Genomic DNA, 22,473 nt, shown 5'->3' with positions numbered 1-22,473 from the left:
TGAGTAGAAAAAAGGAAACAGCGATCAGCAAAAAAAACCTCCCGAAGGAGGTTTTCTCTTATAAATCTTTACCGTGACATTGTTTGTATTTCTTACCGCTGCCGCAAGGACAAGGATCGTTACGTCCGATTTTCGGTCCGGCAATAATTGGTTCCTGTTTTACATTTTCTGATGGATCATAATAATCCGGTGTTTCCATCAGTTCAGAACCGCCGCCTGCAGCTACCATATCTTCTTTGCGTTGGCGCATCTTGCTCATATCAGTTTTCTGTTGACGGCCTTCACGAATTTGTCCGGCTGTATTTTCTTCAACTGGTAAACCTGCATGTGCAAGGAAGGAAACGATATTCTTATTGATCTCACTGTTCAATTGCTCAAACAAGGTATATGCTTCCACCTTATAGATCACTAACGGATCTTTCTGCTCGTAAGTTGCGTTTTGAACTGAAGTTCGCAGATCATCCATTGCACGAAGATGTTCTTTCCATGCTTCATCAATGAAAGCGAGGGTTGCGGTACGTTCCAAAGCACTTACTAATTCAGCACCCTGTGATTCGATGGTTTTGTTCATTGGCGTTAACACCTGCAAACCACGTTTACCGTCACTGAACGGAACAAATACATTTTCAATATGCGAACCTTGTGTTGCTTTAATATTCTGGAACACCGGCAATGCATCTTTCTTCAACAGATCACTCTTACGCAGGTAAGCTGTCTTTGCTTCCACATACAATGCTTCTGCCAAAGTGTTGCTGTCTGCTTTATCAAGTTGTTCTGCTGTGATCTGCGTATCGATACCAAAGTTGATGATACAAGCCGTCTTGAATCCTTCATGATCATTTTGTTCTTTGAACGAAGCGATCAATCCATCAGCAACAGAATAAAATGCGTTATCGGTATCAAGTGTTAAACGTTCGCCACTCAATGCATGGTTACGACGGGTGTACACTGCACCACGTTGTTTGTTCATCACATCATCATATTCAAGCAAACGCTTACGTATACCAAAGTTGTTTTCTTCTACTTTCTTTTGTGCACGTTCAATTGATTTGGTGATCATGCTGTGCTGGATCACTTCACCTTCTTTATAACCAAGTTTATCCATCATGCCGGCAATACGATCACTACCGAACATACGCATCAAATCATCTTCAAGCGACACATAAAACTGTGATGAACCCGGATCGCCCTGGCGACCGGCACGACCACGTAACTGGCGATCGACACGACGGCTATCATGACGTTCTGTACCAAGAATAGCTAAACCACCTGCTTCTTTCACACCAGCTCCGAGTTTAATATCGGTACCACGACCGGCCATGTTTGTCGCAATTGTTACTGCACTTGGCAAACCAGCTTCAGCAACAACCTGCGCTTCACGGGCATGTTGTTTTGCGTTCAATACATTGTGCGGAATTTTTTTCACCTGCAGCATCTTGCTCAACAATTCACTTACCTCAACCGATGTTGTACCAACCAGTACGGGACGACCAACTGCACGAATCGCTTCAATTTCTTCAATAACTGCTTTGTATTTTTCACGCTTGGTTTTGTAAACGAGATCCTGCTTGTCATCACGGATCATATTGAGGTTGGTAGGAATTTTTACAACATCCAATTTATAAATATCCCAGAACTCACCTGCTTCTGTTTCCGCAGTACCTGTCATACCACAAAGTTTGTGATACATACGGAAGTAGTTCTGCAGTGTGATGGTAGCATAGGTTTGTGTAGCAGCTTCGATGTGTACATTCTCTTTCGCTTCAATCGCCTGGTGTAAACCATCGCTGTAACGACGGCCATCAAGAATACGACCTGTTTGTTCATCTACGATCTTCACTTGTCCATCCAACACAACATACTCCACATCTTTTTCAAACAAGCTATATGCTTTCAACATTTGCAGGATTGTATGAATACGATCTGCTTTTGCTGAATATTCATTTAAGAAAACTTCTTTCTGACGTAACTTCTCTTCGGCAACAAGATCACTTCTATCTAACGTTGCAAGTGAAGTACTGATATCGGGCAATACAAAGAAGTTAGGATCTTCATTGTCTTTGGTGATCATGCTCAAACCCTTATCAGTCAAATCAACGGAGTTACTTTTCTCATCAATATGAAACAGCAAACCTTCATCCACCTTCGGCATTTCTTTTTGCTGATCAGCGAGGTAATAGTTTTCTGCTTTCTGCAGTTTTACTTTAATACCGGGCTCACTTAAGTATTTGATCAACGGACCATACTTAGGCAAACCTCTCCATGCACGCATCAATGCAAGACCACCACTCTTTGGATCATCATCACCTTCTGATATGGATTTTTTTGCTTCATTTAAATATTGTTGCACCAAACGTTTTTGTGCGTCCACCAGTTTTTCAATACGTGGTTTCATATTGTGGAACTGCTGTTCGTTGCTGCCGGTTCCAACAGGACCTGCAATGATCAATGGTGTACGGGCTTCATCAATCAAGATACTATCCACCTCATCCACCATCGCAAAATGCAACTTGCGTTGTACTTTCTCTGTAGTATTCACCACCATGTTATCACGTAGATAATCGAAACCAAATTCATTATTGGTTCCGTATACGATATCGGCCATGTAAGCCTTGCGACGGTCTTCACTATTGGGTTGATGTTTATCAATACAATCAACAGTTAATCCCAAAAATTCAAACAAAGTTCCGTTCCACTCACTATCCCTGCGGGCCAGGTAATCGTTCACCGTTACGAGATGCACACCTTCACCGGGCAATGCATTTAAGTAAGCAGGTAAGGTTGATACAAGCGTTTTACCCTCACCGGTAGCCATCTCGGCAATTTTTCCCTGGTGCAACACGCTACCGCCTATTAACTGTACATCGTAATGCACCATGTTCCAGGTTACTTCCGATCCACCGGCCAACCATGATTTTTTGTAAAACACCTGGTCGCCTTCAATACGCATGTGAGGACGTTTCACAACAAGATCTTTATCTAGTTGTGTAGCTGTGGCCTTTAATTCTTCATTATTCGTGAAACGGCGAGCTGCTTCTTTCACTACCGCAAAAGCTTCCGGATGAATTTCTTCAAGAACTTCTTCGATTTTTTTATCTCTTTCCTTCCGCAGTTTATCTATTTCCTGGTAAGTAGCATCTTTTTCCTGGATCTGATCTTCGGTAAAAGCATCCGCTTTTACAGTTAGTGAAGCGATCTCGTCATCAATGCTTTGAAGATGCGATTTAATACGCTGTCTGAATTCCTGTGTTTTATTACGGAGTTCATCATTGGTTAAGCTTTGATATTGCTGGAAGTACTGGTTGATTTTTTCAACGATAGGCGAAAGCTTTTGTACATCTTTCTCGCTCTTGCTGCCACCAAACAGTTTCGATAGGAATCCTAACATATGTATAGATTAATAAGTCAATTATTTTGATTAAAGCTTCCTTGTGTCAAATACAATGCAAAGTTTGAAACAAAGCCAATTTGACAGAAGCATCCTTTTACAGGGCGACAAAGGTAATGATTAACTGTTGAGTGCGATGGGCCCGGTTAAATTTTGAATAAGGCTGAAAGCAATAGAAACCATCTGTTTACAAACCTGAACAAGGGTTAAGCAATTCACAATAAACCCTGCAAAAATCAGTTTACCCACCAGCACGGATAGCCGCCTCCACCGAAACTGTAGATTTGCCTTTTATACTGATTACTCAACCAAGAGCAAACTTTTTCAGGCATTGACGTCTATTATTTAACAGTTTGAAAAATAAATTATTGACGAAAATTTTCGTATTTCGCATCTTAAACACGTTTATGAAGAAATTATTACTCATTCTCCTTATCATCTCAACATCCGTATCTGTAAAATCTCAAACAACCGGTATCACCGGAAAAGTAACCGATTCAACGGGTTCAAGAGGCCTCGACAAGGCCACTGTTAAGCTGGTTGAAAAAAGTTTCCCTTACGATACATCAAGAACCTCCACCAATGCTAAGGGTGAATTCAGCTTCACCAAAATTCCTACTTCAGCTTATTCCATTGTTATTAGCTATACGGGCTATAAACCAATGATCAAAGAATTCTTTAAACCCTCTGCCGGCGTATCGAATATTGACCTGGGCGAACTGGTGCTGGTAAATTCTTACCTCGATCTGAAAGAAATTGTGATTGAAGCTCCGGCGGTGACTATGAAAGAGGATACGGTTGAGTACCGTGCAGGTGCGTTTCAAACCAAGCCAAACGCAACTACTGAAGAGTTGTTGAAGAAGTTGCCTGGTGTGCAGGTAGACAGAGAAGGCAATGTAACCGCACAAGGCAAACAAGTAACACGTGTAAAAGTAAATGGCAAGGACTTCTTTTCAGGAGATCCAAAAACAGCCACTAAAGAAATACCTGCTGACATGATCGATAAAGTGCAGGTAATTGATGATTATGGTGATCAATCAACCGTATCAGGTATTCGAGATGGCGAGCCTGAAAAAGTAATTAACCTTCAACTGAAAAAAGATAAGAACAAAGGAATGTTTGGCCGGGCACAAGCTGGTTACGGAACAAACGACCGGTATACGGGTGCCATTACCGTAAACAGGTTCAACAACAGCAAGCAGCTTTCCCTTATTGCCAATAGCAACAACGTAAACACTTCTACTTTTCAACAGGATGGAAACAGTGGTGGCGGAAACATGGGGGGCGGAGGAGGCGGTGGCCGTGGCGGTATGACTTTTGGAGGCGGAGGCGGTGGTAATAGTGGTGGTGGAAATCAAAACGGTATTACCAAGTTGAATTCAATTGGCCTGAACTATCGTAACGATTTTGGAAAACGCAATTCATTTTATGGTAGCTATACCTATTCGCACAGAGCTACAACCATTGAACAATTTACAGCCCAACAAAATATCGGCAGATCAGGGTCTGGATCGATCTTTACAAATACAGACCAGGGTTCCTTAAATAAGAATGGTACTCACCGTGCGTTCGGTAACCTTGAACTGTGGATCGATTCGTTTAATTATATAAAATTCAGTCCAAGCTTTACGCTCACGGAATCGAATAACCGCTCTGAAAGTATTTTTGATATTAATAACGACGGCTCGCCTTTGCAAGATGGTACTAACCTCAACACTTCATTAAGTGATCGTCCTAACTTCAGAAGTAATTTATTATACAACCACCGCTTTAAAAAACGTGGCCGCAACTTCTCGTTTAATAGTGATTTGAATTTCTCATCAAACGAAAGCGATCAGTTTACAAACAATGAGTCGGTATTTTATTTAACGAACGGAACGAAAGATTCAACGCTCAAGCAAAATATTCTGCAGGATAACCGCACACAAAACATCAACCTGCGTGCAACTTACACCGAGCCCATTGCTGTTGATCGTTTCCTTGACCTGAGTTATAACTATAACAAAAACTTCGGAAGTAATGACCGTCAGAATTATATTCAGCTTCCCGGTAACACCAATTATACGCTCATAGATTCCTTAAGTAACGCTTACGAAAACAATTTTGATTACAATCGCATTGGCGCCAGCGTGCGTACCGTTAAGAAGAAATATAACTATGCGATCGGTGTTATTTTACAACCGGTTGTATTAAAAGGTTACAGCATCAGCAAGGACAGTGCATACAAGCCAATCACAAATTTCAACTGGTTTCCTGTTGCACGTTTTACGTATAATTTCACCCGTACAAAATCGCTCAACTTTAATTATAACGGTAGTGCAAGGCAACCAAATTTCGAACAGTTACAACCTGTAAGAGATCAGAGCAATCCACAATATCTCACAGAAGGTAATCCTTTGCTCCGCCCATCTAACAGTCATAACTTCAATACCAACTTTAATAATTTCAACTTCAGTTCAGGTCGCATATTCTTAGTGAACTTAGGATTCAACTTTGTTGAAGATCAGATCGTAAACAATGTGATCCGTTTCAAAGACCCCAATGGTAAATTAACCGGCGCACAGTTAACAAGACCTGAAAACGTAAATGGTTATTACAATGTAAACATGTTTACTACTTATGCCAAGCCTTTTAATAACAGGAAGTATGTGATCAGCACCAATACAATGGTGAATTATAATAACAACATCAGTCTTGTTGATGGTGAGCGTAGTATTGGTAAAAACTGGTTATATACCCAAGGTGCAAATTTCGAATTCAACATTCCATGGCTGGAGTTAGTTACAGGTGTAAGGTATAACCTGAACTATGCAGACTTCAGAGATGCAGGTCAGTCAATTACACGTCAAAGTACATGGACACTTAGCAGTGATGCCCGTTTTGATTTGGGTGCAGGCTTTATTTTCCGTTGGGACTTCGATTACCTGTTGAACCAGGGATTGTCTGCTGGTGTTCAGCAAAATATTGCTTTGTTGAATGCATCATTGGAAAAGGAAATATTTAAAAACAAGAATGGTGTTATACGCCTGGCAGGTTTTGATGTTCTGAAACAGAATACCAACGTTAACCGAAGTATCAACAGCAACTATATCACTGATACAAGAACAAACAGACTTACACAGTATTTCATGTTGAGCTTTACTTATCGCCTCAATAAATTTAAAGGAACCCAACAGCCGCAACAACAAAACAATATGCGTCGTATGGGCGGAGAAAGAACCATGATGATGAATAACGACAACTTATAAGTAATTCAGCAATAAGCACAAAAGCAGCTCCGTTGAGCTGCTTTTTTAATGCCTTTTATAAAAAAAATAAAAGTAGATAGCGTAAAGTCCGGTTACTATCATCGTGGTCACAACCTGGGTAAGTAAAGTTGAAAGCAAACCCTTAAAAAAAGAAACCGCTTTCTTCCCCGTATAAAATTGTGAACAGGCCCAGCCATAATAACAACTCCAGCAAAAGAGATAAAAAACCAGGAAAGCATAAAACGGCGGGTGAAAAAGTACCCACACAGGTGCAATGAGTAAACTGAAAAAGATCGAACGTTCGCCCGATGTAAATGCTGCCAATACCAGGTTCTCCGAATAATTTGTGTTAGCCCTGCGGAAGAGCAAACGGTTAAACAAAGCCAGCAATGGTATATTCAGAAAGATGATGAGGTTCACGTGTTTATTAAGAAATGGAGAAATAGGGTTTGGAGGCATCCTTGCATTAGCGCCGAAATTGGTAAACCCTGAGCTGATCAGCACCACCGAAGCAAAACCCACCACCAGGATCACAAACGTAAACGGATTGAAATATTTCTTTCGCTTACCTTCTACAAATTCCCTTGCAACGATACCAGGCTTGAAAGTCAACTGCCAGATAAGCGAAAAAATCCCCTTATCAGCATGTGTAAATGCATGCACCAGGTCGTGCCAGATATGGTTGAAGTTGAGCCTGTGCGTGTCGGCTTTTTGTCCGCATTGAGGACAGAAACGTTGCGATGGTTCTAATGCAGAACCGCAGTTTAAGCAGTTGGTTGATTGCATAGTTGGTTTGGCTGTGGTGAAAATAATAAAATAGCTTCATTCGCCCTGAAAAACGCCCACAGGACCCGCCTCGAAAAAACAAGTTCAGCTTTTCCACAATTTCGGTGTGGGCTTGCACTTGTAACCCTGTTTCCATTACCTTTGCGGCCTGAAATTTCAGTTCAAAGTTTAAGGTTTCTAGTGAAAAAGCTACTGTTCTGATGCGATGTAACCTTAACATTCAACTTTTAAACGTTAAACGTTCAACCACATGCCCGGACAATTAAAAGAGGTACGTAACAGGATCAAAAGTGTACAAAGCACCCAGCAGATCACCAAAGCCATGAAAATGGTTAGTGCAGCCAAACTCCGTAAAGCACAGGATGCCATCATCCAGATGCGCCCTTACGCACAGAAACTGCAGGATATGCTGAGCAATATTGTGAGCAACAGCGATGGTAGTGTAAACATGAAACTGGCAGCCGAGCGTCCGGTAAATAAAGTGCTGATTATCCTTATCACCAGCGATCGTGGTTTGTGCGGTGGTTACAATGCCAACCTGGTAAAACTTGCACGCCAAACAATTGCTGAGCAATATGCCGATCAACAGCAAAAAGGAAATGTACAAGTTTGGGGCATAGGTAAAAAAGGTTTCGAAGCGATGTTGCGTAACGGTTACAAAACCAGCGACACCTATAAAGATATTTTTCTCCACCTTACTTTCGAAAATGTACAGCAGGCTTCTGCTTCTGCAATGGATGCGTTTGTAAAAGGTGAGTTTGATGTGGTAGAACTGGTGTACAGTCAGTTTAAAAACGCAGCTACACAGCAGTTTAAACTGGAGCGCTTCCTCCCTATTCCTAAAGTAGTGAACAAAGAAGGTGCTGCTAAAACAAAATCTGATTTCATCTTCGAACCAGGCAAAGAAGAACTCGTTACAGAGTTAATGCCGAAGATCCTCAATACACAATTATTCAAAGCAGTGCTTGATGCAAATGCATCGGAGCATGGTGCACGTATGACGGCGATGGATAAGGCAAGTGACAACGCTAACGAATTATTGCGCTCACTCCGCATCAGCTATAACCGTGCACGCCAGGCGGCCATTACAACTGAATTGACAGAGATCGTAAGTGGTGCAGCAGCATTGAATAGTTAAGCCCTTGACCCCTGAAAGGGAACAAAGGCACTCACAGATTTGAGTTTTTGTTTAATTTTCAAATTCTCAAATCTTCAAATTTTTCAAATTACGAATGGAACTTAGTGTTATCATCCCGCATATTGAAGCGCTGATCTTTGCAGCTGAACGTCCGCTTACCACATTGGAGCTTTGCGACCTTGTGAATAGTGCATTGGGTTTTATTGAAGACCGTGCAAATCTCGACCAGACTGAAGCAGCGATTGCAGCCATCAAAGAAAAATATACCGCTGAGTTTTATCCGTTTGAAGTGAGAGAGAGTGGTGGTGGCTGGCAGTTCCTCACCAAAAGAGAATATCACAAAACTGTTGCGCAGATCAATGGTGATAAATTCCTGAAGCGTTTGAGTACTGCAGCATTGGAAACACTTTCCATTATTGCGTACAAACAACCCATCACCAAAGGTGAAATGGAAGCCATTCGTGGTGTGAGCTGCGATTATGCTGTTCAGAAATTATTAGAAAAAGAATTGATCGTTATACTTGGACGTAATGAAAAAATGCCGGGCCATCCCTTGGTATACGGTACATCACGTTCCTTCATGGATTATTTTGGTATTAACTCACCTGAAGATCTTCCAAAGATCAAAGAAGTTATCTCAACGGATATTATTGATCCAACAGGAGTACAAAGCGATACATTGAATGTTGCCGGTGAAGAAGAACAGGAACTATCTTCAAATGAAGCACTCGTTGTAACAGAAGATGGTGAGTTGTTGGAACAACCTCTCAACAGTGTTGAAGAAGAACTACAGGAAGAAGACGTTGTTGAAGAGCTTACTGTTACAGAAGAAGTGACCGAAGAAGAAATTGTTGAAGAAGAATCTGCTCAACAGGAAGAAGAGGAAGAACAAACAGATGTAGAAGCTATAGAAGCTATAGAAGAGGCAGATGAAGCAGATCAGCAGGAAGACGAAGAAACTGAAGAAAGTGATGTGGAAGAAGAACAAGATGAAGAAGAGAAAAAAGACTAACTATAGAAAGCCCCCGCTAAAACGGGGGTTTTTCATTTACAAATAACTTACAACTAGTCGTTCATAACATCCCGGGACTTTACTCATGATTCGTAATGAACGATTGGTTTTTCAACTAAATTCGCAGCTCAGCAACATCGACACATGACTCCTTCTATCCCAACTCAACTGTTACAACAGATCGCATCTACATATGGTACGCCCGTTTATGTTTACCATGCAGAAAAAATAAAACAGCAATACGAAACATTGGTACAGGCTTTTTCTGTTTTAGATACACGCATCTTTTATGCGTCAAAGGCGTTAACGAATATTCATATTGTCCGTTACCTCAACAGCCTTGGTTGTAATATCGATTGCAGCAGCATCAACGAAGTAAAGTTGGCGTTACACGCAGGCGTGGCGCCTGAAAATGTATTGTACACCAGCAACGGCATTTCTTTTGCAGAAATTGAAGAAGCTGTAGAAGCAGGTGTGCATGTGAACATTGATAGCTTATCGAACCTTGAAAAATTCGGCAAGAAGTACGGACATAGTTATCCAGTTGGTGTAAGGCTTCGTCCAAATATTATGGCGGGTGGGAATATAAAAATTTCAACAGGCCATAATAAAAGCAAGTTTGGTATTCCGGTTGAGCAGATAGGCGAACTGGAAGCCATTGTAAAAGCAAATAATATTTTCATCCGCACATTACACATCCACACAGGAAGTGAAATAAAAGATGCTGATGTATTTGTAAAAGGGATTGAAGTGTTGTTCGATCTCATTCCTCATTTTCCTGAACTGGAGGTAATTGATCTTGGTGGTGGTTTTAAAGTGCCTTACATACCCGGAGAAAAAACAGCAGATGTTGAATCGATCGGGCAAAAATTAAAACAGGCATTTGATGCACATCCTCTAGCGAATAATAAAAAATTACAGATTTGGTTTGAGCCGGGGAAATTTTTAGTGAGTGAATGTGGTTATTTATTAGCTAAAGTAAATGTGCTGAAACAAAATGGCGATACCATCATTGCAGGCGTGAACACGGGATTAAACCATTTGATTCGGCCAATGATGTATGATGCTTATCATCACGTAACAAATTTATCAAACCCAACAGGCGAAGAAAAAAAATACATGATAACCGGTTATATCTGCGAAACAGATACGTTTGCGAGTGATCGTTTATTACCTGAAATAAAAGAAGGAGATCTGCTTTGTTTCCATAATGCTGGTGCGTATGGGTATGAAATGAGCAGTAATTATAATTCACGTTATCGCCCGGCAGAAGTAATGGTGAAAGATGATGAAGCAATATTGATCCGTAAGCGGGAAAGCTTTGAAGATCTGTTGAAGAATATTCCTGCTTAATTTATTTATATCCTCATCCACAATTTTCTAATCAAAGTGTGAGTTTTCAAGCAGAAAATCCACTTTTCATTCTTTTCGTACCTTGCCGCCCTTAGCGAGGCTAAACCGATTGTTTGATTAATTAATACGTATGAACAAAGAAGAACTACGCCGGCAACAGGCATTGGAATATCATGCTAAAGGAAGACCGGGAAAAATCGAAGTAATTCCTACAAAAGAAGCCAAAACACAGCGTGACTTATCATTAGCATACTCGCCTGGTGTTGCGGTGCCCTGCATGGAAATTTTTAATAATCCTGAGGATGTTTACAAATACACCGCCAAAGGAAACTTGGTGGCAGTGATTAGTAATGGTACTGCAGTACTTGGCCTTGGTGATATTGGTCCCGAAGCAGGCAAACCGGTGATGGAAGGAAAAGGAGTACTCTTCAAGATCTTTGCTGATATTGATGTTTTCGATATTGAGATCAACGAAAAAGATCCGGAGAAGTTTGTACAAATTGTAAAAGCACTTGAACCAACCTTTGGTGGTATCAACCTCGAGGACATCAAATCTCCAGAATGCTTTTATATTGAACAGCGTTTGAAAGAGGAAATGAAAATTCCGTTGATGCACGACGATCAACATGGTACAGCCATCATCAGCGCTGCTGCATTGTTGAATGCATTGGAATTACAGAAAAAGAAAATCGATAAAGTACAGATCGTTGTAAACGGCGCAGGTGCAGCCGCTATTTCCTGTATCAAATTATATGTTGCACTTGGTGCAAAGAAAGAAAACATCAAAGTGTTCGATAGTAAAGGTTTGATCCATGATGGAAGAACTGATCTTGATGAACAGAAGCAATTGTTTGTGATCAAAAGCAAACCAATGACGCTTGATGAAGGCATGAAGAATGCAGATGTGTTCATTGGTTTAAGTAAAGGGAATACCGTATCGAAAGAGATGGTAAAAAGCATGGCGAAGAACCCCATCGTTTTTGCCATGGCCAACCCTGATCCGGAGATCACATACGAAGATGCAACTGAAACGAGAAAAGATGTGATCATGGGAACAGGACGAAGCGATTATCCTAACCAGATCAACAATGTATTGGGCTTCCCTTATATTTTCCGTGGTGCATTGGATGTTCGTGCAACAACCATCAATGAAGAAATGAAACTGGCGGCGGTTAAAGCATTAGCTGAGTTAGCAAAAACGCCGGTTCCTGATATTGTAAATATGGCTTATAACGAAACCAACATTTCGTTTGGTCCCAGCTATATTATTCCTAAACCACTCGATCCACGTTTATTAAGTTACGTGGCACCTGCTGTTGCAAAAGCAGCAATGGAAAGTGGCGTTGCACAACATCCTATTACCAATTGGGATGAGTACGAGAACATATTGAATCACCGTTTGGGTATCGATAACCAGTTGATGCGTGCGATTGGCAGCAAAGCAAGAAAAGATCCGAAGCGTGTGGTGTTTGCTGATGCAGAAAATGTAAAAGTGTTGAAAGCTGCACAACTTGCTTATGAAGAAGGTGTGGCTTACCCCATCTTATTGGGTGATGTAAAAAACATCAACGACATCGCTGAAATAAATGGAATTGAACTGGAAGGTATTCCTGTACTTGATCCAAAGAGCAAGGAGATGGAAGAATTCCGCTCGAAATTTGGCGACCAGTTTTTCAAGAAGCGTCAACGCAAAGGATTGAACCGTTACGAAGCTGCCAAAGCAATGAAAGAACGTACACACTTTGGTTGTATGATGGTGGAAACCGGTGAAGCCGATGCAATGATCAGCGGATTGAGTCGTAAATATTCTGACACTATTCGTCCTGCATTGCAGATCATTGGTAAAGATGAAGATGTTCGCAAGATCGCCGGTATGTATATCATGCTCACCAAACGTGGACCATTGTTCCTTGCAGATGCTACGGTGAATTTTAATCCACGTGCCGATGAACTGGCCGACATTACCCAACTTGTTGCAAAAGAAGTAAGATCGTTTGGTATTACGCCACGTGTCGCCATGCTCAGCTATTCAAACTTTGGCAGCAGTGAAAGTAATGAAGCAAAGATCGTGGCAAGAGCAAGAGAAATTGTGAAAGAGCGTGAACCAAACCTGGTGTGCGATGGTGAAGTGCAACCGCTTGTTGCGTTCAACAAAGAGATATTGAAAGAAAATTACCCATTCAGCGAATTGGTGAATGGCGAACCGAATGTGTTGATCTTCCCTAACCTTGCAAGTGGCAACATTGCTTACAACCTTTTACAGGAAGTGGGCGAAGCGGATGCCATCGGGCCAATATTACTTGGTTTGAAAAAGCCTGTACACATTTTGCAACTGGGTAGTTCCGTACGTTCTATTTTCAACATGGTGTTGATCTCTGTGGTTGATGCGCAAATGAAAACCAAAAGCAATACAGAGGAAGCGGTAAAAAAATCAACTTGGTGGAAGAGGTTTCGCAAAGTGAGCCATGAGATTTAAATGTGAAGCTGAGTATGAATAGTGAGTGATATAAGAATTAGCCAATTATTGCTGATAATAATTGTCAAATCTCAAGTTTAGGTTACTTTACAGGCCTGAACTTGAGATTTGCATTTTGAATTGTATCTTCAATGCTTATAATTAGTCCTCTTGAACATTGATATTAAACTATGGATTTCTTCACACACTTCGGCCGCTACCTGTTAATGATCAAGGGCATGTTTTCCAGGCCGGAGAATATGCGTCTTTACTGGAAAGAATTGATGCACCAATGCAATGAGATCGGTATACGTTCTGTTGGGATTGTTGTCATCATCTCCATTTTTCTTGGTGCGGTAACAACCGTGCAAACAGCTTACCAGCTCATCACTCCTCTTATTCCAAAAACAGTGATCGCCATTATTGTGCGTGACAATATCATTCTTGAATTGGCGCCAACGCTTATTTGTGTGGTGCTGGCAGGTGTGGTTGGTTCACGCATTGCATCAGAGTTGGGTAATATGCGCATCAGCGAACAGATCGATGCGCTGGAGATCATGGGCATCAATACAAAAACCTATCTCATCTTACCAAAAATTGTTGCAGCGTTAATTGTTGTTCCATGTTTGGTTGTGCTTGCTGCAGTGTTAGGTATCTGGGGCGGTAAAATGGCGGGCTCTTTATCAGGTATTCTTCCTCCGGAAATTTACAATGATGGTTTGCTTGAAGATTTTATTCCCTACAACGTCATATTTGCGATGAGTAAAACTTATACTTATGCGTTCATTATTTCAAGTATTCCTGCTTATTATGGTTACCATGTGCAGGGAGGTTCATTGGAGATTGGTCGTGCAAGTACCAAATCAGTGATTGTAAGTTGTATTTTAATTTTATTGGCCGACTATGCACTCGCTGCATTATTATTATAACACATGATTGAGATCAAGAACATACATAAAGGATTCGATGGCCGCACGGTGATCGATAATGTATCTGCTTCTTTAGAAACAGGTAAATGTAATCTCATTATTGGTGCAAGTGGTAGTGGAAAAACGGTGTTGATGAAATGCCTGGTTGGTTTGTTTGAACCTGACAGCGGCGAAGTATTGTATGATGGTGAAAGCATTACCAGCATGAATGAAGAAGGAAGAAAAATGTTGCGTCAGCAGATTGGTATGCTCTTCCAGGGTTCTGCCTTATTTGATTCAATGACGGTAGAACAGAATGTGCGTTTCCCCTTAGACATGTTTACCAAACTAAACCTCAAACAAAAACACGATAAAGTAAATGAAGTGCTGGCAAGGGTAAACCTTGAGGGCGCCAATAATAAATTCCCGGCAGAGATAAGCGGTGGTATGAAAAAACGGGTAGGTATTGCACGAGCCATTGTATTAAATCCAAAGTTTTTGTTTTGTGATGAACCGAACTCAGGTCTTGATCCCAAAACATCCTTAGTGATTGATAAGTTGATCAAAGAAATCACCACCGAATATGGAATGACCACGGTGGTGAATACACACGACATGAACAGTGTAATGGAAATTGGCGATAAGATCATTTTCATGCACCAGGGTCATAAAGAATGGGAAGGCACAAATAAAGACATCATCTTCAGTAAGAATGAAGAACTGAATCAATTCATTTTTGCTTCCGACTTTTTGCAGGATGCCAAAGACATGCGTATGCTTGAAGCAAAAGGAAAGATCAGTGACGACAGGAATATGGACAACCTGTTGAAGTAAACAGGCAGCTCACGGCAGCAGAGAAATAATACAGCTTTTTTAATTGAATAATATGAGGTTAAAATACAAGCTTACTTATTTACTTATTTTACTTCTTATACTTCCCGCACTTGCCCACGAATTTTGGCTGGAACCCCAGCAATATATTTTTTCACGAACCGATGAGATCAATATCCGTTTCAGAGTAGGTGAATCGTTTACCGGTGAGAACTGGAAAGGCAGCCATGAAAAAATAAGTGAGCTGAAATTATACTACGCCGACATTGTTGATGATATGAGCGATGCGGTAAGTGATGAGGAAGGCGATTCACTGCAATTTTCTATACACGAAGAAGGAACCGCAGTAGTTACTTTCAATAACATCAACTCATTTATTGAACTGGAAGCAGAAAGATTTAATGTATACTTATCAGACGATGGTTTACAATCGGCTATTGATTATCGCAAGCAAAACAATGAAACAGATTCTCTGGGTCGTGACTTTTATCAACGTTCTGTAAAAACTATTATGCAGATAGGTGCGCTTAAGACCGAAGTGTATAAAAAACAAACAGCATTACCTGTTGATATAATTCCTCTCTCCCACCCATACAAACTAAACAATGGCGACACATTAAAAGTAAAAGTTTTGTTTAGAGGTGAGGCATTAGCAAACACCAAGATCCGTACATGGCATAAACTGTTGGGCAAAGTAAGAGACACATCATTTATGAGTAATGCAAAAGGAGAGATCAGTTTTCCTGTTAGCACAACCGGTGAATGGATGCTGAGCTGTGTTGTAATGATTCGCCTTCTCAATGATCCAAAAGCTCAATGGCAAAGCTATTGGGGAAGTTTAACCTGGGGTTATACAGGAAAGAATAAGAGTACGATTATGGCAAGATAAAATTGAAAATCCAACGTCCAAATCCCAATGATCAAGTATCTAAAACATCCCGTCAGATTTATTTTAACAAGCATTTACGCTAGCATATAAACCAATGGCATAATGTATGAAGTGAAAAAGGAAACACTTTGCTTATGCTAAAACTATACTCAGCAATCCTATTACTTTTTACTTCATGTGCAACAAAGATCAGTTATATCGGAAACAAAGGAACACCGGTAACAACAACCGATGTATATGTAAGTGAGAAAAGTATTCACAAGTCATACGATGTAATTGGCCGTGGTTTTGTAAAACCAAGCCAGTTCAATCGCCGCTATGAAGAAGCAATGCAGCGTAAATCACTAAAAAAAGCCAAAGAAGTTGGAGCTGATGCTGTTTTGTTTCTTGACTTTGCAGTCCAACAGCAGCCCCAAACAATCAATACTATAACAAGAACTGATTCGATACTGAATGGTAGTTTATCAACCAACCAAGTAACGATTGGCCCAACAACTACATATGGCTTTACTATTTTTTTCCTGAAATATAAAAGCGGTAAATAATTGAAGAGTGTTGCTGATGTTGAATAAGTGGACGGGCTGCCGGATTGAAGCGGCATCGTAGTGAAAAGGAGGTACAGCGTAAAGTCGAGACACTTGCGGTCTCGATGCAGACATTCATCGTCGGTATCGGAACAATTGTTCGTTTTTGTCAGCTGTAAAAAGCCCCAATTCTTAGCGGTTAATTCCAAAATCCTAAAGCATCATCCCCTATCTTTGCGGCCTAATAAAGTTTTCACATGAGCATCCTCGTTAATAAAAACTCGAAAGTAATTGTGCAGGGTTTTACCGGAACAGAAGGTACTTTCCATGCAACGCAAATGATTGAATACGGTACTAATCTGGTTGGTGGCGTTACACCTGGTAAAGGTGGCACAACACATCTCGATCGTCCTGTGTTTAACACGGTTGAAGAAGCTGTACAAAAAGCTGGTGCGAATGTGAGTATCATTTTTGTACCACCGGCATTTGCTGCTGATGCAATTATGGAAGCTGCGAATGCAGGAATTGAACTGGTGGTGTGTATCACCGAAGGTATTCCGGTGCAGGATATGGTGAAAGCAAAAAACTATTTAGTTGGAACAAATACTCGTTTGATCGGGCCAAATTGTCCCGGCGTAATTACAGCTTGCGAATGTAAAGTAGGTATCATGCCAGGCTTTGTATTTATTCCCGGTCGTATTGGTATTGTATCGAAAAGTGGAACGCTTACTTACGAAGCAGCTGACCAGGTAGCAAAAGCCGGCTTGGGTGTTAGTACGGCGGTGGGTATTGGTGGTGATCCTATCATTGGCACTACTACCAAAGAAGCATTGGAATTATTTATGAACGATGATAATACAGATGCAGTAGTTATGATTGGTGAAATTGGTGGTGGCATGGAAGCTGAGGCTGCACGTTGGTATAAAGAAAATGCAAAGAAGCCTGTGGTTGGTTTTATTGCCGGACAAACTGCGCCTCCCGGTCGTCGTATGGGACATGCTGGTGCTATCATTGGTGGTGCAGAAGATACTGCTGCTGCAAAAATGCAGATCATGACTGAGTGTGGTATACATGTAGTAGCAAGCCCTGCTGATATTGGTAAAACAATGGCAGAGGTGTTGAAGAAATAATATATTACATTTTATAGTAAAGGGAAGCAATTGCTTCCCTTTTTTTATGCCGTCTATTGCATTTGTTCCGGCTGATTGTTAATTTGTATAGAAACATGCAACATGAAGCCCATAATCACATTGCTGGTTTTTTTATGCATAGTACAAAAATCAGAAGCTAAACACAGCTACTCAATCGTTACAGCGCAGGCAACTCCAATTCTACTGCCTGCCAAGGTTAGTCCCCTTGTCATTTCAACCCTAAAAAGCAAACCGGCTTTTAAAAAAAACAAGGTGCTCTCTTTTCTGTTGAAACTAAAAAAGAAGGACAACGAAGACACTGAAAAAAGACAGAACAGACTACTCGGCAAAGTCTCTGTTGCTTTTGGTGGCTTATCATTGGTATTTATGATCCTCACTTTCATTTTCGAAACAGGATTTACAATGGTCTCATGGTTTGCCCTTCCAATCGTCGGCATTATTTTAGGAATGATAGCCCTAAGAAGGAGTAAAAAATTTTCCGACAAAACAAATTCGGGAAGAAAAGAAGCAATTGCGGGGATAATATTAGGCAGTCTTGGATTAGCGGCATTTATAGTCTGGACAATAGTAGAACTATCTAGTTGGAGCTAATAATTTCTTCATTAGTAAAACCCAAAATCATGAAGCAGGTTTTTATAGTTGTGTTATGCACACTAGTAACAATATGCAGCTTTGGTGAAAGGTTGTTGCCTGTAAACATTACGCCTGCCAATACCCTTCCCGGTTTCATTGGAAACAAAGAAATTTCTTCAATTCAAAAAGAACTGAATCTTAAAAAACTTTCGTTTAAAGAGAGATTAATATGGAAGTGGCTTGACAAGAAATTTAATAAGCATGGAATTGATAAGAATTCAGCCAAAAAGTTAGGAATTGCTTCACTAATACTGGCTGTTATTGCAGTTGCTTCAATATTAATTCTAATAATCACAGATATGGAAGCCTTGTTAGGTCTTCTTGCAATTGGCTTTATAGCTGGATTGTTGGCGTTAATCCTGGGTATCATTTCACTTGCAAAAAGATCAAAGATAAAAGATCAGAGTGGTGCAAAAGCATGGCCGGCCGTCACCGGAATTATCCTCACAATATTGCTTGGTATTCTACTGGCCCTTTTCTTGGTCGGATAAATGGTTCTCGTTTCGATTCAGATTTTTTTTCTTTGGTGTGGCTATTAAGAGTCTTCATTCGAACGCCGAATTGTATTTATATTAGTTCTATGGAAAGAGTTTATAAAGAAGATGAAAAGTTTGAAGGCATTGATTTTACAATCAATAAATTCCCAGCTGGTGACTATGAAAACTGCCGCTTCATCAACTGCAATTTTGCCGAGGCCAATCTTTCAAAGATCACGTTCATCGATTGTGTATTCGACACCTGCAACCTAAGTGCTGCCAATATCAATGGCACATCTTTCCAGGAAACAAGTTTCATCAATTGTAAAATGATGGGGCTACGTTTTGAAGACTGCAATCAATTTTTATTTACTGTAAGCTTTACAGGTTGCTTATTAAACCTGTGTACTTTTTACAAAATGAAAATAAAAACGACCCGTTTCATCAATTGCAGTTTGCAGGAAGTTGATTTTACAGAGGCGGATCTCACATCCGCCGAGTTTGAGAACTGCAACCTGTTACATGCAGTGTTTGATAACAGTATTCTTGAAAAAGCAGACCTTCGTACAGCCATCAACTTTTCCATAGATCCTGAACGAAACAAATTAAAAAAGGCAAAGTTTTCTGCTACAGCTTTAAGCGGACTGTTGCACAAATATGATCTCGTCATCGAGTAAGTGTGCGGCATTTTTTTTAAACAATGCCTGCAACGTTTCTGTTTTAACACATGTCAGCATTATTAAATTAACTCATATGAAGTATTTGGCACCTCTTTTCTTAGGCATATTGTTTTTAGCATCATGCAAAAAGGATAACGGTATTCCCGAAACTTTGCCTTTCCAGACCTCCGAATCATCAAAAATAATTTCATTTGATACATTGATAACCGGGCAATGGTGGGGACTAAACATAGGTGGCAACTCAACTGATATTTACAGAATTATCCAAGACATTCAGACTGAAAAACAGATCAACTATCTTGGCATTGTTGGAAATACGTACACAAAAATTGAAGACCTGGAAAGCAGTATTCCACTGTACAAATCCATTTTTTTAGACCAGAAGGATGGTTCAAATAATGGCATACAAATTTACTTTGCTTCCAGTAAGGTAAGTTCAATTTGGACAAATGGTGGAATCCAATTACACAAATGGCCATCCAATACCAGCGTAGCTTCTACAATAGCAAAGAATGACACTATCGAAAAAATTCATGCTAAGCTGACTAATATTAAACAAATGGAGGCTTACAATAAAATGTTTGAACGTGTTTCCCTTTTTTTTAAAGACATCAATAAAAACTTCGATGCTCAAATGAGTAAATCTCCACAGTGGCATTTCAGTTCCACTGTGAACGAAAAAAGATTCTATATTGTACAGCTTAATTTCATCTCTGGAACCCTCTCTTCAATTTATGTAACTTTAAATGAGAAGCTTTAATCAAGCTCTTAACATTGTATGAACGATGTAAAACAGGCCTATAACAGTTGGGCACAACAATACGACAGTAACGAAAATAAAACCCGTGATCTTGAAGCACGATCATTAAGAGAAACAATAGCACCACTCACATTTGAACATTGCCTGGAAATTGGTTGCGGCACAGGAAAAAACACTGTGTGGCTGATGGGGAAAGCAACTACTGTTACTGCCGTTGACCTTAGTGAAGAAATGCTGGCAAAAGCTAAGGAGAAGATCACTTCCCCTAACGTAACATGTGTGCAGGCGGATATTACACAGCCATGGAGTTTTGCCACGAAGCAATTTGATCTTGTTGGCTTTAGCCTTGTCCTTGAACATATTGAACTGCTGCAACCAGTGTTTGAAAAAGCTGCAGCAGTACTTAAGCCCGGCGGTTATTTATACATCAGTGAATTGCATCCCTTTAAACAATACAATGGCAGCAAAGCAAGATTTGATACAGCAGAAGGAACGCAGGTGGTAACCTGCTTTAATCATCACATCACCGATTTTACAGATGCAGCAAAGGTGGCTGGTTTATCGTTGCTAATTCTTTCTGAGTATTTTGATGACGATGACCGCAACAATATTCCAAGACTTCTGACTATACTTTTTCAAAAACAAGAATGACCAAACCCTATTGCATTTGACAGAAACAGTTTTTATCTTAATTAAAAACACTGTTATGCGAAAAATCATTTTACTCCTGCTGGGTATTTACTTTTACTACCCTGCAAATGCACGCTTTTCAGTAAACCCATCCACCAGTTTTCTCATTGTCTCACTGTCTATACCCAATGATGTTGCAGAACAGCATTTGTCTAAACAAAAAAAGCTTTCTGCAAAAAAAAAGATACTCTTCAGTTTCCTGGAGAGAAAGCTAGTAAAATCCTTGTTTAAAAAGATCGATGAAAAAAAGGTGAGAAAGAATGGGTACGTTGCAATGATAGCGGGGTTCGTGGCAATTCTTATGGCTGTATTGATATTTACAGTCACAACCTGGGAAACGCTTGGACTTCTTTTGGTTTTGTTGTTAGTATCATTAATAGTTGGCATAATTTCAAGTACGCAGTTTTTTGCCCGGCGAAAGAAAATTGAGAATAAAAATTCTGTACATAAGCGTACTGGTGTCATTGCTGTTATATCACTTTTAGTGGCTGCTATTATTGCAGCATTAAGTATTAGTTATCAGATGGGAGGTCTTTAAAATAATAAAGCCACCGATAAATCGGTGGCTTCTTTCAATAGATGTTTCTGCTTAATATGATCGAACGGTCTTAATCTCTGTAGCTTGAAATATATCTTGTAAGCTCTGTCTTACTGCTTCCAAAGTTAAAGACATCATTTACCACGAAATAGTTTCCTCGGTCAGTTGTATAGCGGTAAGCAAATTTTGCAAGCTCCAGTTTTGTCTGTTCAAACTGGATTAGTTGAGCAAGCTCTCTTACCTGCTGTGAGCTTACACGATTGTAAGGCAGGGTTGAACGGAGCAGGTCCATTTTGTTCTTGTCGAAGTTTTCACGCTCAACTGATTGTTTGAGTTGCTGAAACCGTTCGTAGCTCATTACGTTACCATTGCCGTAGCCATTATCATTCCTGTTGTCGTTACCCCAACGATCGTCATTGCCATAGCCATTGTCCCAACCTCCATTATTACGGTCGTTATTGTTCCAGCCATTGTCATAATTCTGATCGATACGTTCTTCATCAACAAACACCTTTCCAAAACGGTTGATCACAATATCAGTATGCATCCCTCTGCGTACATTAATGTTACTGCTATAGATCAGGTTCTCCCGGTTGCTGTTTCCAAACAAGCCGCCTCTGCGTCTGTTATTATTGTTATTGTTGACGCTGTAGATCTGGATACGGTGATTACCGGCATTGAGGTTGTTGATACGGATCTCTTTGTTATTACCTTGCTGAACCTGGCGACCATCGATCAACACCCGAATGGGTTCGTTACCAATGTTCGTAATACTTAATCTGGCCTCGTCCCAGGCAGCAAAAGTTGCCACCACCATTAAGAGAAAAGTAAAAAGGGTAAAAATCTTTTTCATGTAAAATCGTTTTAATTGTTTTCAATATTGGATATTGCCTTGCAACATCGTTGTTTGTTCAGGATTCTTTTGTGGATACTTGCTGCATTTCACCTCCTTGTTTTTAATTCAGACGTGTGTTCAAATTGAAAGGCAAAGCAAAAGCTGATAAAGATTCGTT

Annotated in this window: 19 protein-coding genes; 16 read left to right on the top strand and 3 right to left on the bottom strand. The window is 40.3% G+C overall.

Annotated features, from left to right (window positions below; genetic code table 11):
* Positions 1-58: 58 nt before the first annotated feature.
* On the bottom strand, positions 59-3,388 hold the full coding sequence (gene secA, locus WG954_RS09205; RefSeq protein WP_340435741.1) for a preprotein translocase subunit SecA: 3,330 nt from the start codon (positions 3,386-3,388) through the stop codon (positions 59-61).
* A 407-nt stretch (positions 3,389-3,795) separates the two neighbouring features.
* Here secA and WG954_RS09200 point away from each other — a divergent pair, with 407 nt between their 5' ends.
* Complete coding sequence (locus WG954_RS09200) at positions 3,796-6,636, top strand: outer membrane beta-barrel protein (protein ID WP_340435739.1); 2,841 nt, start codon at positions 3,796-3,798, stop codon at positions 6,634-6,636.
* Between the two features lie 45 nt (positions 6,637-6,681).
* Here the strand turns inward: WG954_RS09200 and WG954_RS09195 are convergent, their stop codons facing one another.
* The gene (locus tag WG954_RS09195; RefSeq protein ID WP_340435738.1) at positions 6,682-7,422 is read right to left on the bottom strand and encodes a DUF3667 domain-containing protein; all 741 of its coding nucleotides are present in this window, start codon (positions 7,420-7,422) and stop codon (positions 6,682-6,684) included.
* A 250-nt stretch (positions 7,423-7,672) separates the two neighbouring features.
* On the opposite strand from WG954_RS09195, the gene atpG reads away from it, so the two are divergent.
* From atpG to WG954_RS09120, 15 genes are all read left to right on the top strand, one after another.
* Entirely contained in the window at positions 7,673-8,560 is an 888-nt protein-coding gene (gene atpG, locus WG954_RS09190) for an ATP synthase F1 subunit gamma (RefSeq protein ID WP_340435736.1), read from the top strand.
* Positions 8,561-8,654: 94 nt separating this feature from the next.
* Positions 8,655-9,572 (top strand): SMC-Scp complex subunit ScpB, encoded by a 918-nt coding sequence (gene scpB, locus WG954_RS09185; RefSeq protein ID WP_340435734.1) that lies wholly within the window; start codon positions 8,655-8,657, stop codon positions 9,570-9,572.
* Between the two features lie 144 nt (positions 9,573-9,716).
* Entirely contained in the window at positions 9,717-10,925 is a 1,209-nt protein-coding gene (gene lysA, locus WG954_RS09180) for a diaminopimelate decarboxylase (protein WP_340435732.1), read from the top strand.
* 130 nt (positions 10,926-11,055) lie between these two features.
* Positions 11,056-13,401: an NADP-dependent malic enzyme gene (locus tag WG954_RS09175; RefSeq protein ID WP_340435731.1), complete on the top strand. Its 2,346-nt coding sequence runs from the start codon at positions 11,056-11,058 to the stop codon at positions 13,399-13,401.
* Between the two features lie 170 nt (positions 13,402-13,571).
* A complete protein-coding gene (locus WG954_RS09170) occupies positions 13,572-14,309 on the top strand; it encodes an MlaE family ABC transporter permease (RefSeq protein WP_340435729.1) in 738 nt (245 codons plus the stop codon).
* A gap of 3 nt (positions 14,310-14,312) precedes the next feature.
* Positions 14,313-15,122 carry an ABC transporter ATP-binding protein gene (locus WG954_RS09165; protein ID WP_340435726.1) on the top strand — a complete coding sequence of 270 codons (810 nt, stop codon included), beginning with the start codon at positions 14,313-14,315 and terminating at the stop codon, positions 15,120-15,122.
* Between the two features lie 52 nt (positions 15,123-15,174).
* Complete coding sequence (locus WG954_RS09160; protein ID WP_340435724.1) at positions 15,175-16,008, top strand: DUF4198 domain-containing protein; 834 nt, start codon at positions 15,175-15,177, stop codon at positions 16,006-16,008.
* A 134-nt stretch (positions 16,009-16,142) separates the two neighbouring features.
* Complete coding sequence (locus tag WG954_RS09155) at positions 16,143-16,553, top strand: hypothetical protein (RefSeq protein WP_340435721.1); 411 nt, start codon at positions 16,143-16,145, stop codon at positions 16,551-16,553.
* A gap of 236 nt (positions 16,554-16,789) precedes the next feature.
* A complete protein-coding gene (gene sucD / locus WG954_RS09150; protein ID WP_340435719.1) occupies positions 16,790-17,662 on the top strand; it encodes a succinate--CoA ligase subunit alpha in 873 nt (290 codons plus the stop codon).
* Positions 17,663-17,764: 102 nt separating this feature from the next.
* Positions 17,765-18,274: a DUF4190 domain-containing protein gene (locus WG954_RS09145; RefSeq protein ID WP_340435718.1), complete on the top strand. Its 510-nt coding sequence runs from the start codon at positions 17,765-17,767 to the stop codon at positions 18,272-18,274.
* 29 nt (positions 18,275-18,303) lie between these two features.
* On the top strand, positions 18,304-18,807 hold the full coding sequence (locus WG954_RS09140) for a DUF2207 domain-containing protein (protein WP_340435717.1): 504 nt from the start codon (positions 18,304-18,306) through the stop codon (positions 18,805-18,807).
* 89 nt (positions 18,808-18,896) lie between these two features.
* The gene (locus WG954_RS09135) at positions 18,897-19,469 is read left to right on the top strand and encodes a pentapeptide repeat-containing protein (RefSeq protein ID WP_340435716.1); all 573 of its coding nucleotides are present in this window, start codon (positions 18,897-18,899) and stop codon (positions 19,467-19,469) included.
* 76 nt (positions 19,470-19,545) lie between these two features.
* Positions 19,546-20,232 (top strand): hypothetical protein, encoded by a 687-nt coding sequence (locus WG954_RS09130; protein ID WP_340435715.1) that lies wholly within the window; start codon positions 19,546-19,548, stop codon positions 20,230-20,232.
* A gap of 18 nt (positions 20,233-20,250) precedes the next feature.
* Complete coding sequence (locus tag WG954_RS09125; protein ID WP_340435714.1) at positions 20,251-20,883, top strand: class I SAM-dependent DNA methyltransferase; 633 nt, start codon at positions 20,251-20,253, stop codon at positions 20,881-20,883.
* A gap of 55 nt (positions 20,884-20,938) precedes the next feature.
* Entirely contained in the window at positions 20,939-21,460 is a 522-nt protein-coding gene (locus WG954_RS09120; RefSeq protein WP_340435713.1) for a hypothetical protein, read from the top strand.
* A 70-nt stretch (positions 21,461-21,530) separates the two neighbouring features.
* Here WG954_RS09120 and WG954_RS09115 read toward each other — a convergent pair whose 3' ends face one another.
* Positions 21,531-22,313, bottom strand: coding sequence for a proline and serine-rich protein 1 family protein (locus WG954_RS09115; protein ID WP_340435712.1), 783 nt, complete (start codon positions 22,311-22,313; stop codon positions 21,531-21,533).
* Positions 22,314-22,473: the final 160 nt, after the last annotated feature.

Origin of the sequence: Lacibacter sp. H375 (assembly GCF_037892425.1) — a bacterium.
In the GTDB taxonomy this organism is placed as follows: Bacteria; Bacteroidota; Bacteroidia; order Chitinophagales; family Chitinophagaceae; genus Lacibacter.
The sequence above is the reverse complement of the archived record's forward strand: the minus strand, read 5'-3'. Positions and strand labels throughout refer to the sequence as shown.

Bases quoted from the DNA above. Each gene is read 5' to 3' on its own strand.
- secA (WP_340435741.1), bottom strand. From the start codon at position 3,388: ATGTTAGGATTCCTATCGAAACTGTTTGGTGGCAGCAAGAGCGAGAAA.
- WG954_RS09200 (WP_340435739.1), top strand. From the start codon at position 3,796: ATGAAGAAATTATTACTCATTCTCCTTATCATCTCAACATCCGTATCT.
- WG954_RS09195 (WP_340435738.1), bottom strand. From the start codon at position 7,422: ATGCAATCAACCAACTGCTTAAACTGCGGTTCTGCATTAGAACCATCG.
- atpG (WP_340435736.1), top strand. From the start codon at position 7,673: ATGCCCGGACAATTAAAAGAGGTACGTAACAGGATCAAAAGTGTACAA.
- scpB (WP_340435734.1), top strand. From the start codon at position 8,655: ATGGAACTTAGTGTTATCATCCCGCATATTGAAGCGCTGATCTTTGCA.
- lysA (WP_340435732.1), top strand. From the start codon at position 9,717: ATGACTCCTTCTATCCCAACTCAACTGTTACAACAGATCGCATCTACA.
- WG954_RS09175 (WP_340435731.1), top strand. From the start codon at position 11,056: ATGAACAAAGAAGAACTACGCCGGCAACAGGCATTGGAATATCATGCT.
- WG954_RS09170 (WP_340435729.1), top strand. From the start codon at position 13,572: ATGGATTTCTTCACACACTTCGGCCGCTACCTGTTAATGATCAAGGGC.
- WG954_RS09165 (WP_340435726.1), top strand. From the start codon at position 14,313: ATGATTGAGATCAAGAACATACATAAAGGATTCGATGGCCGCACGGTG.
- WG954_RS09160 (WP_340435724.1), top strand. From the start codon at position 15,175: ATGAGGTTAAAATACAAGCTTACTTATTTACTTATTTTACTTCTTATA.
- WG954_RS09155 (WP_340435721.1), top strand. From the start codon at position 16,143: ATGCTAAAACTATACTCAGCAATCCTATTACTTTTTACTTCATGTGCA.
- sucD (WP_340435719.1), top strand. From the start codon at position 16,790: ATGAGCATCCTCGTTAATAAAAACTCGAAAGTAATTGTGCAGGGTTTT.
- WG954_RS09145 (WP_340435718.1), top strand. From the start codon at position 17,765: ATGAAGCCCATAATCACATTGCTGGTTTTTTTATGCATAGTACAAAAA.
- WG954_RS09140 (WP_340435717.1), top strand. From the start codon at position 18,304: ATGAAGCAGGTTTTTATAGTTGTGTTATGCACACTAGTAACAATATGC.
- WG954_RS09135 (WP_340435716.1), top strand. From the start codon at position 18,897: ATGGAAAGAGTTTATAAAGAAGATGAAAAGTTTGAAGGCATTGATTTT.
- WG954_RS09130 (WP_340435715.1), top strand. From the start codon at position 19,546: ATGAAGTATTTGGCACCTCTTTTCTTAGGCATATTGTTTTTAGCATCA.
- WG954_RS09125 (WP_340435714.1), top strand. From the start codon at position 20,251: ATGAACGATGTAAAACAGGCCTATAACAGTTGGGCACAACAATACGAC.
- WG954_RS09120 (WP_340435713.1), top strand. From the start codon at position 20,939: ATGCGAAAAATCATTTTACTCCTGCTGGGTATTTACTTTTACTACCCT.
- WG954_RS09115 (WP_340435712.1), bottom strand. From the start codon at position 22,313: ATGAAAAAGATTTTTACCCTTTTTACTTTTCTCTTAATGGTGGTGGCA.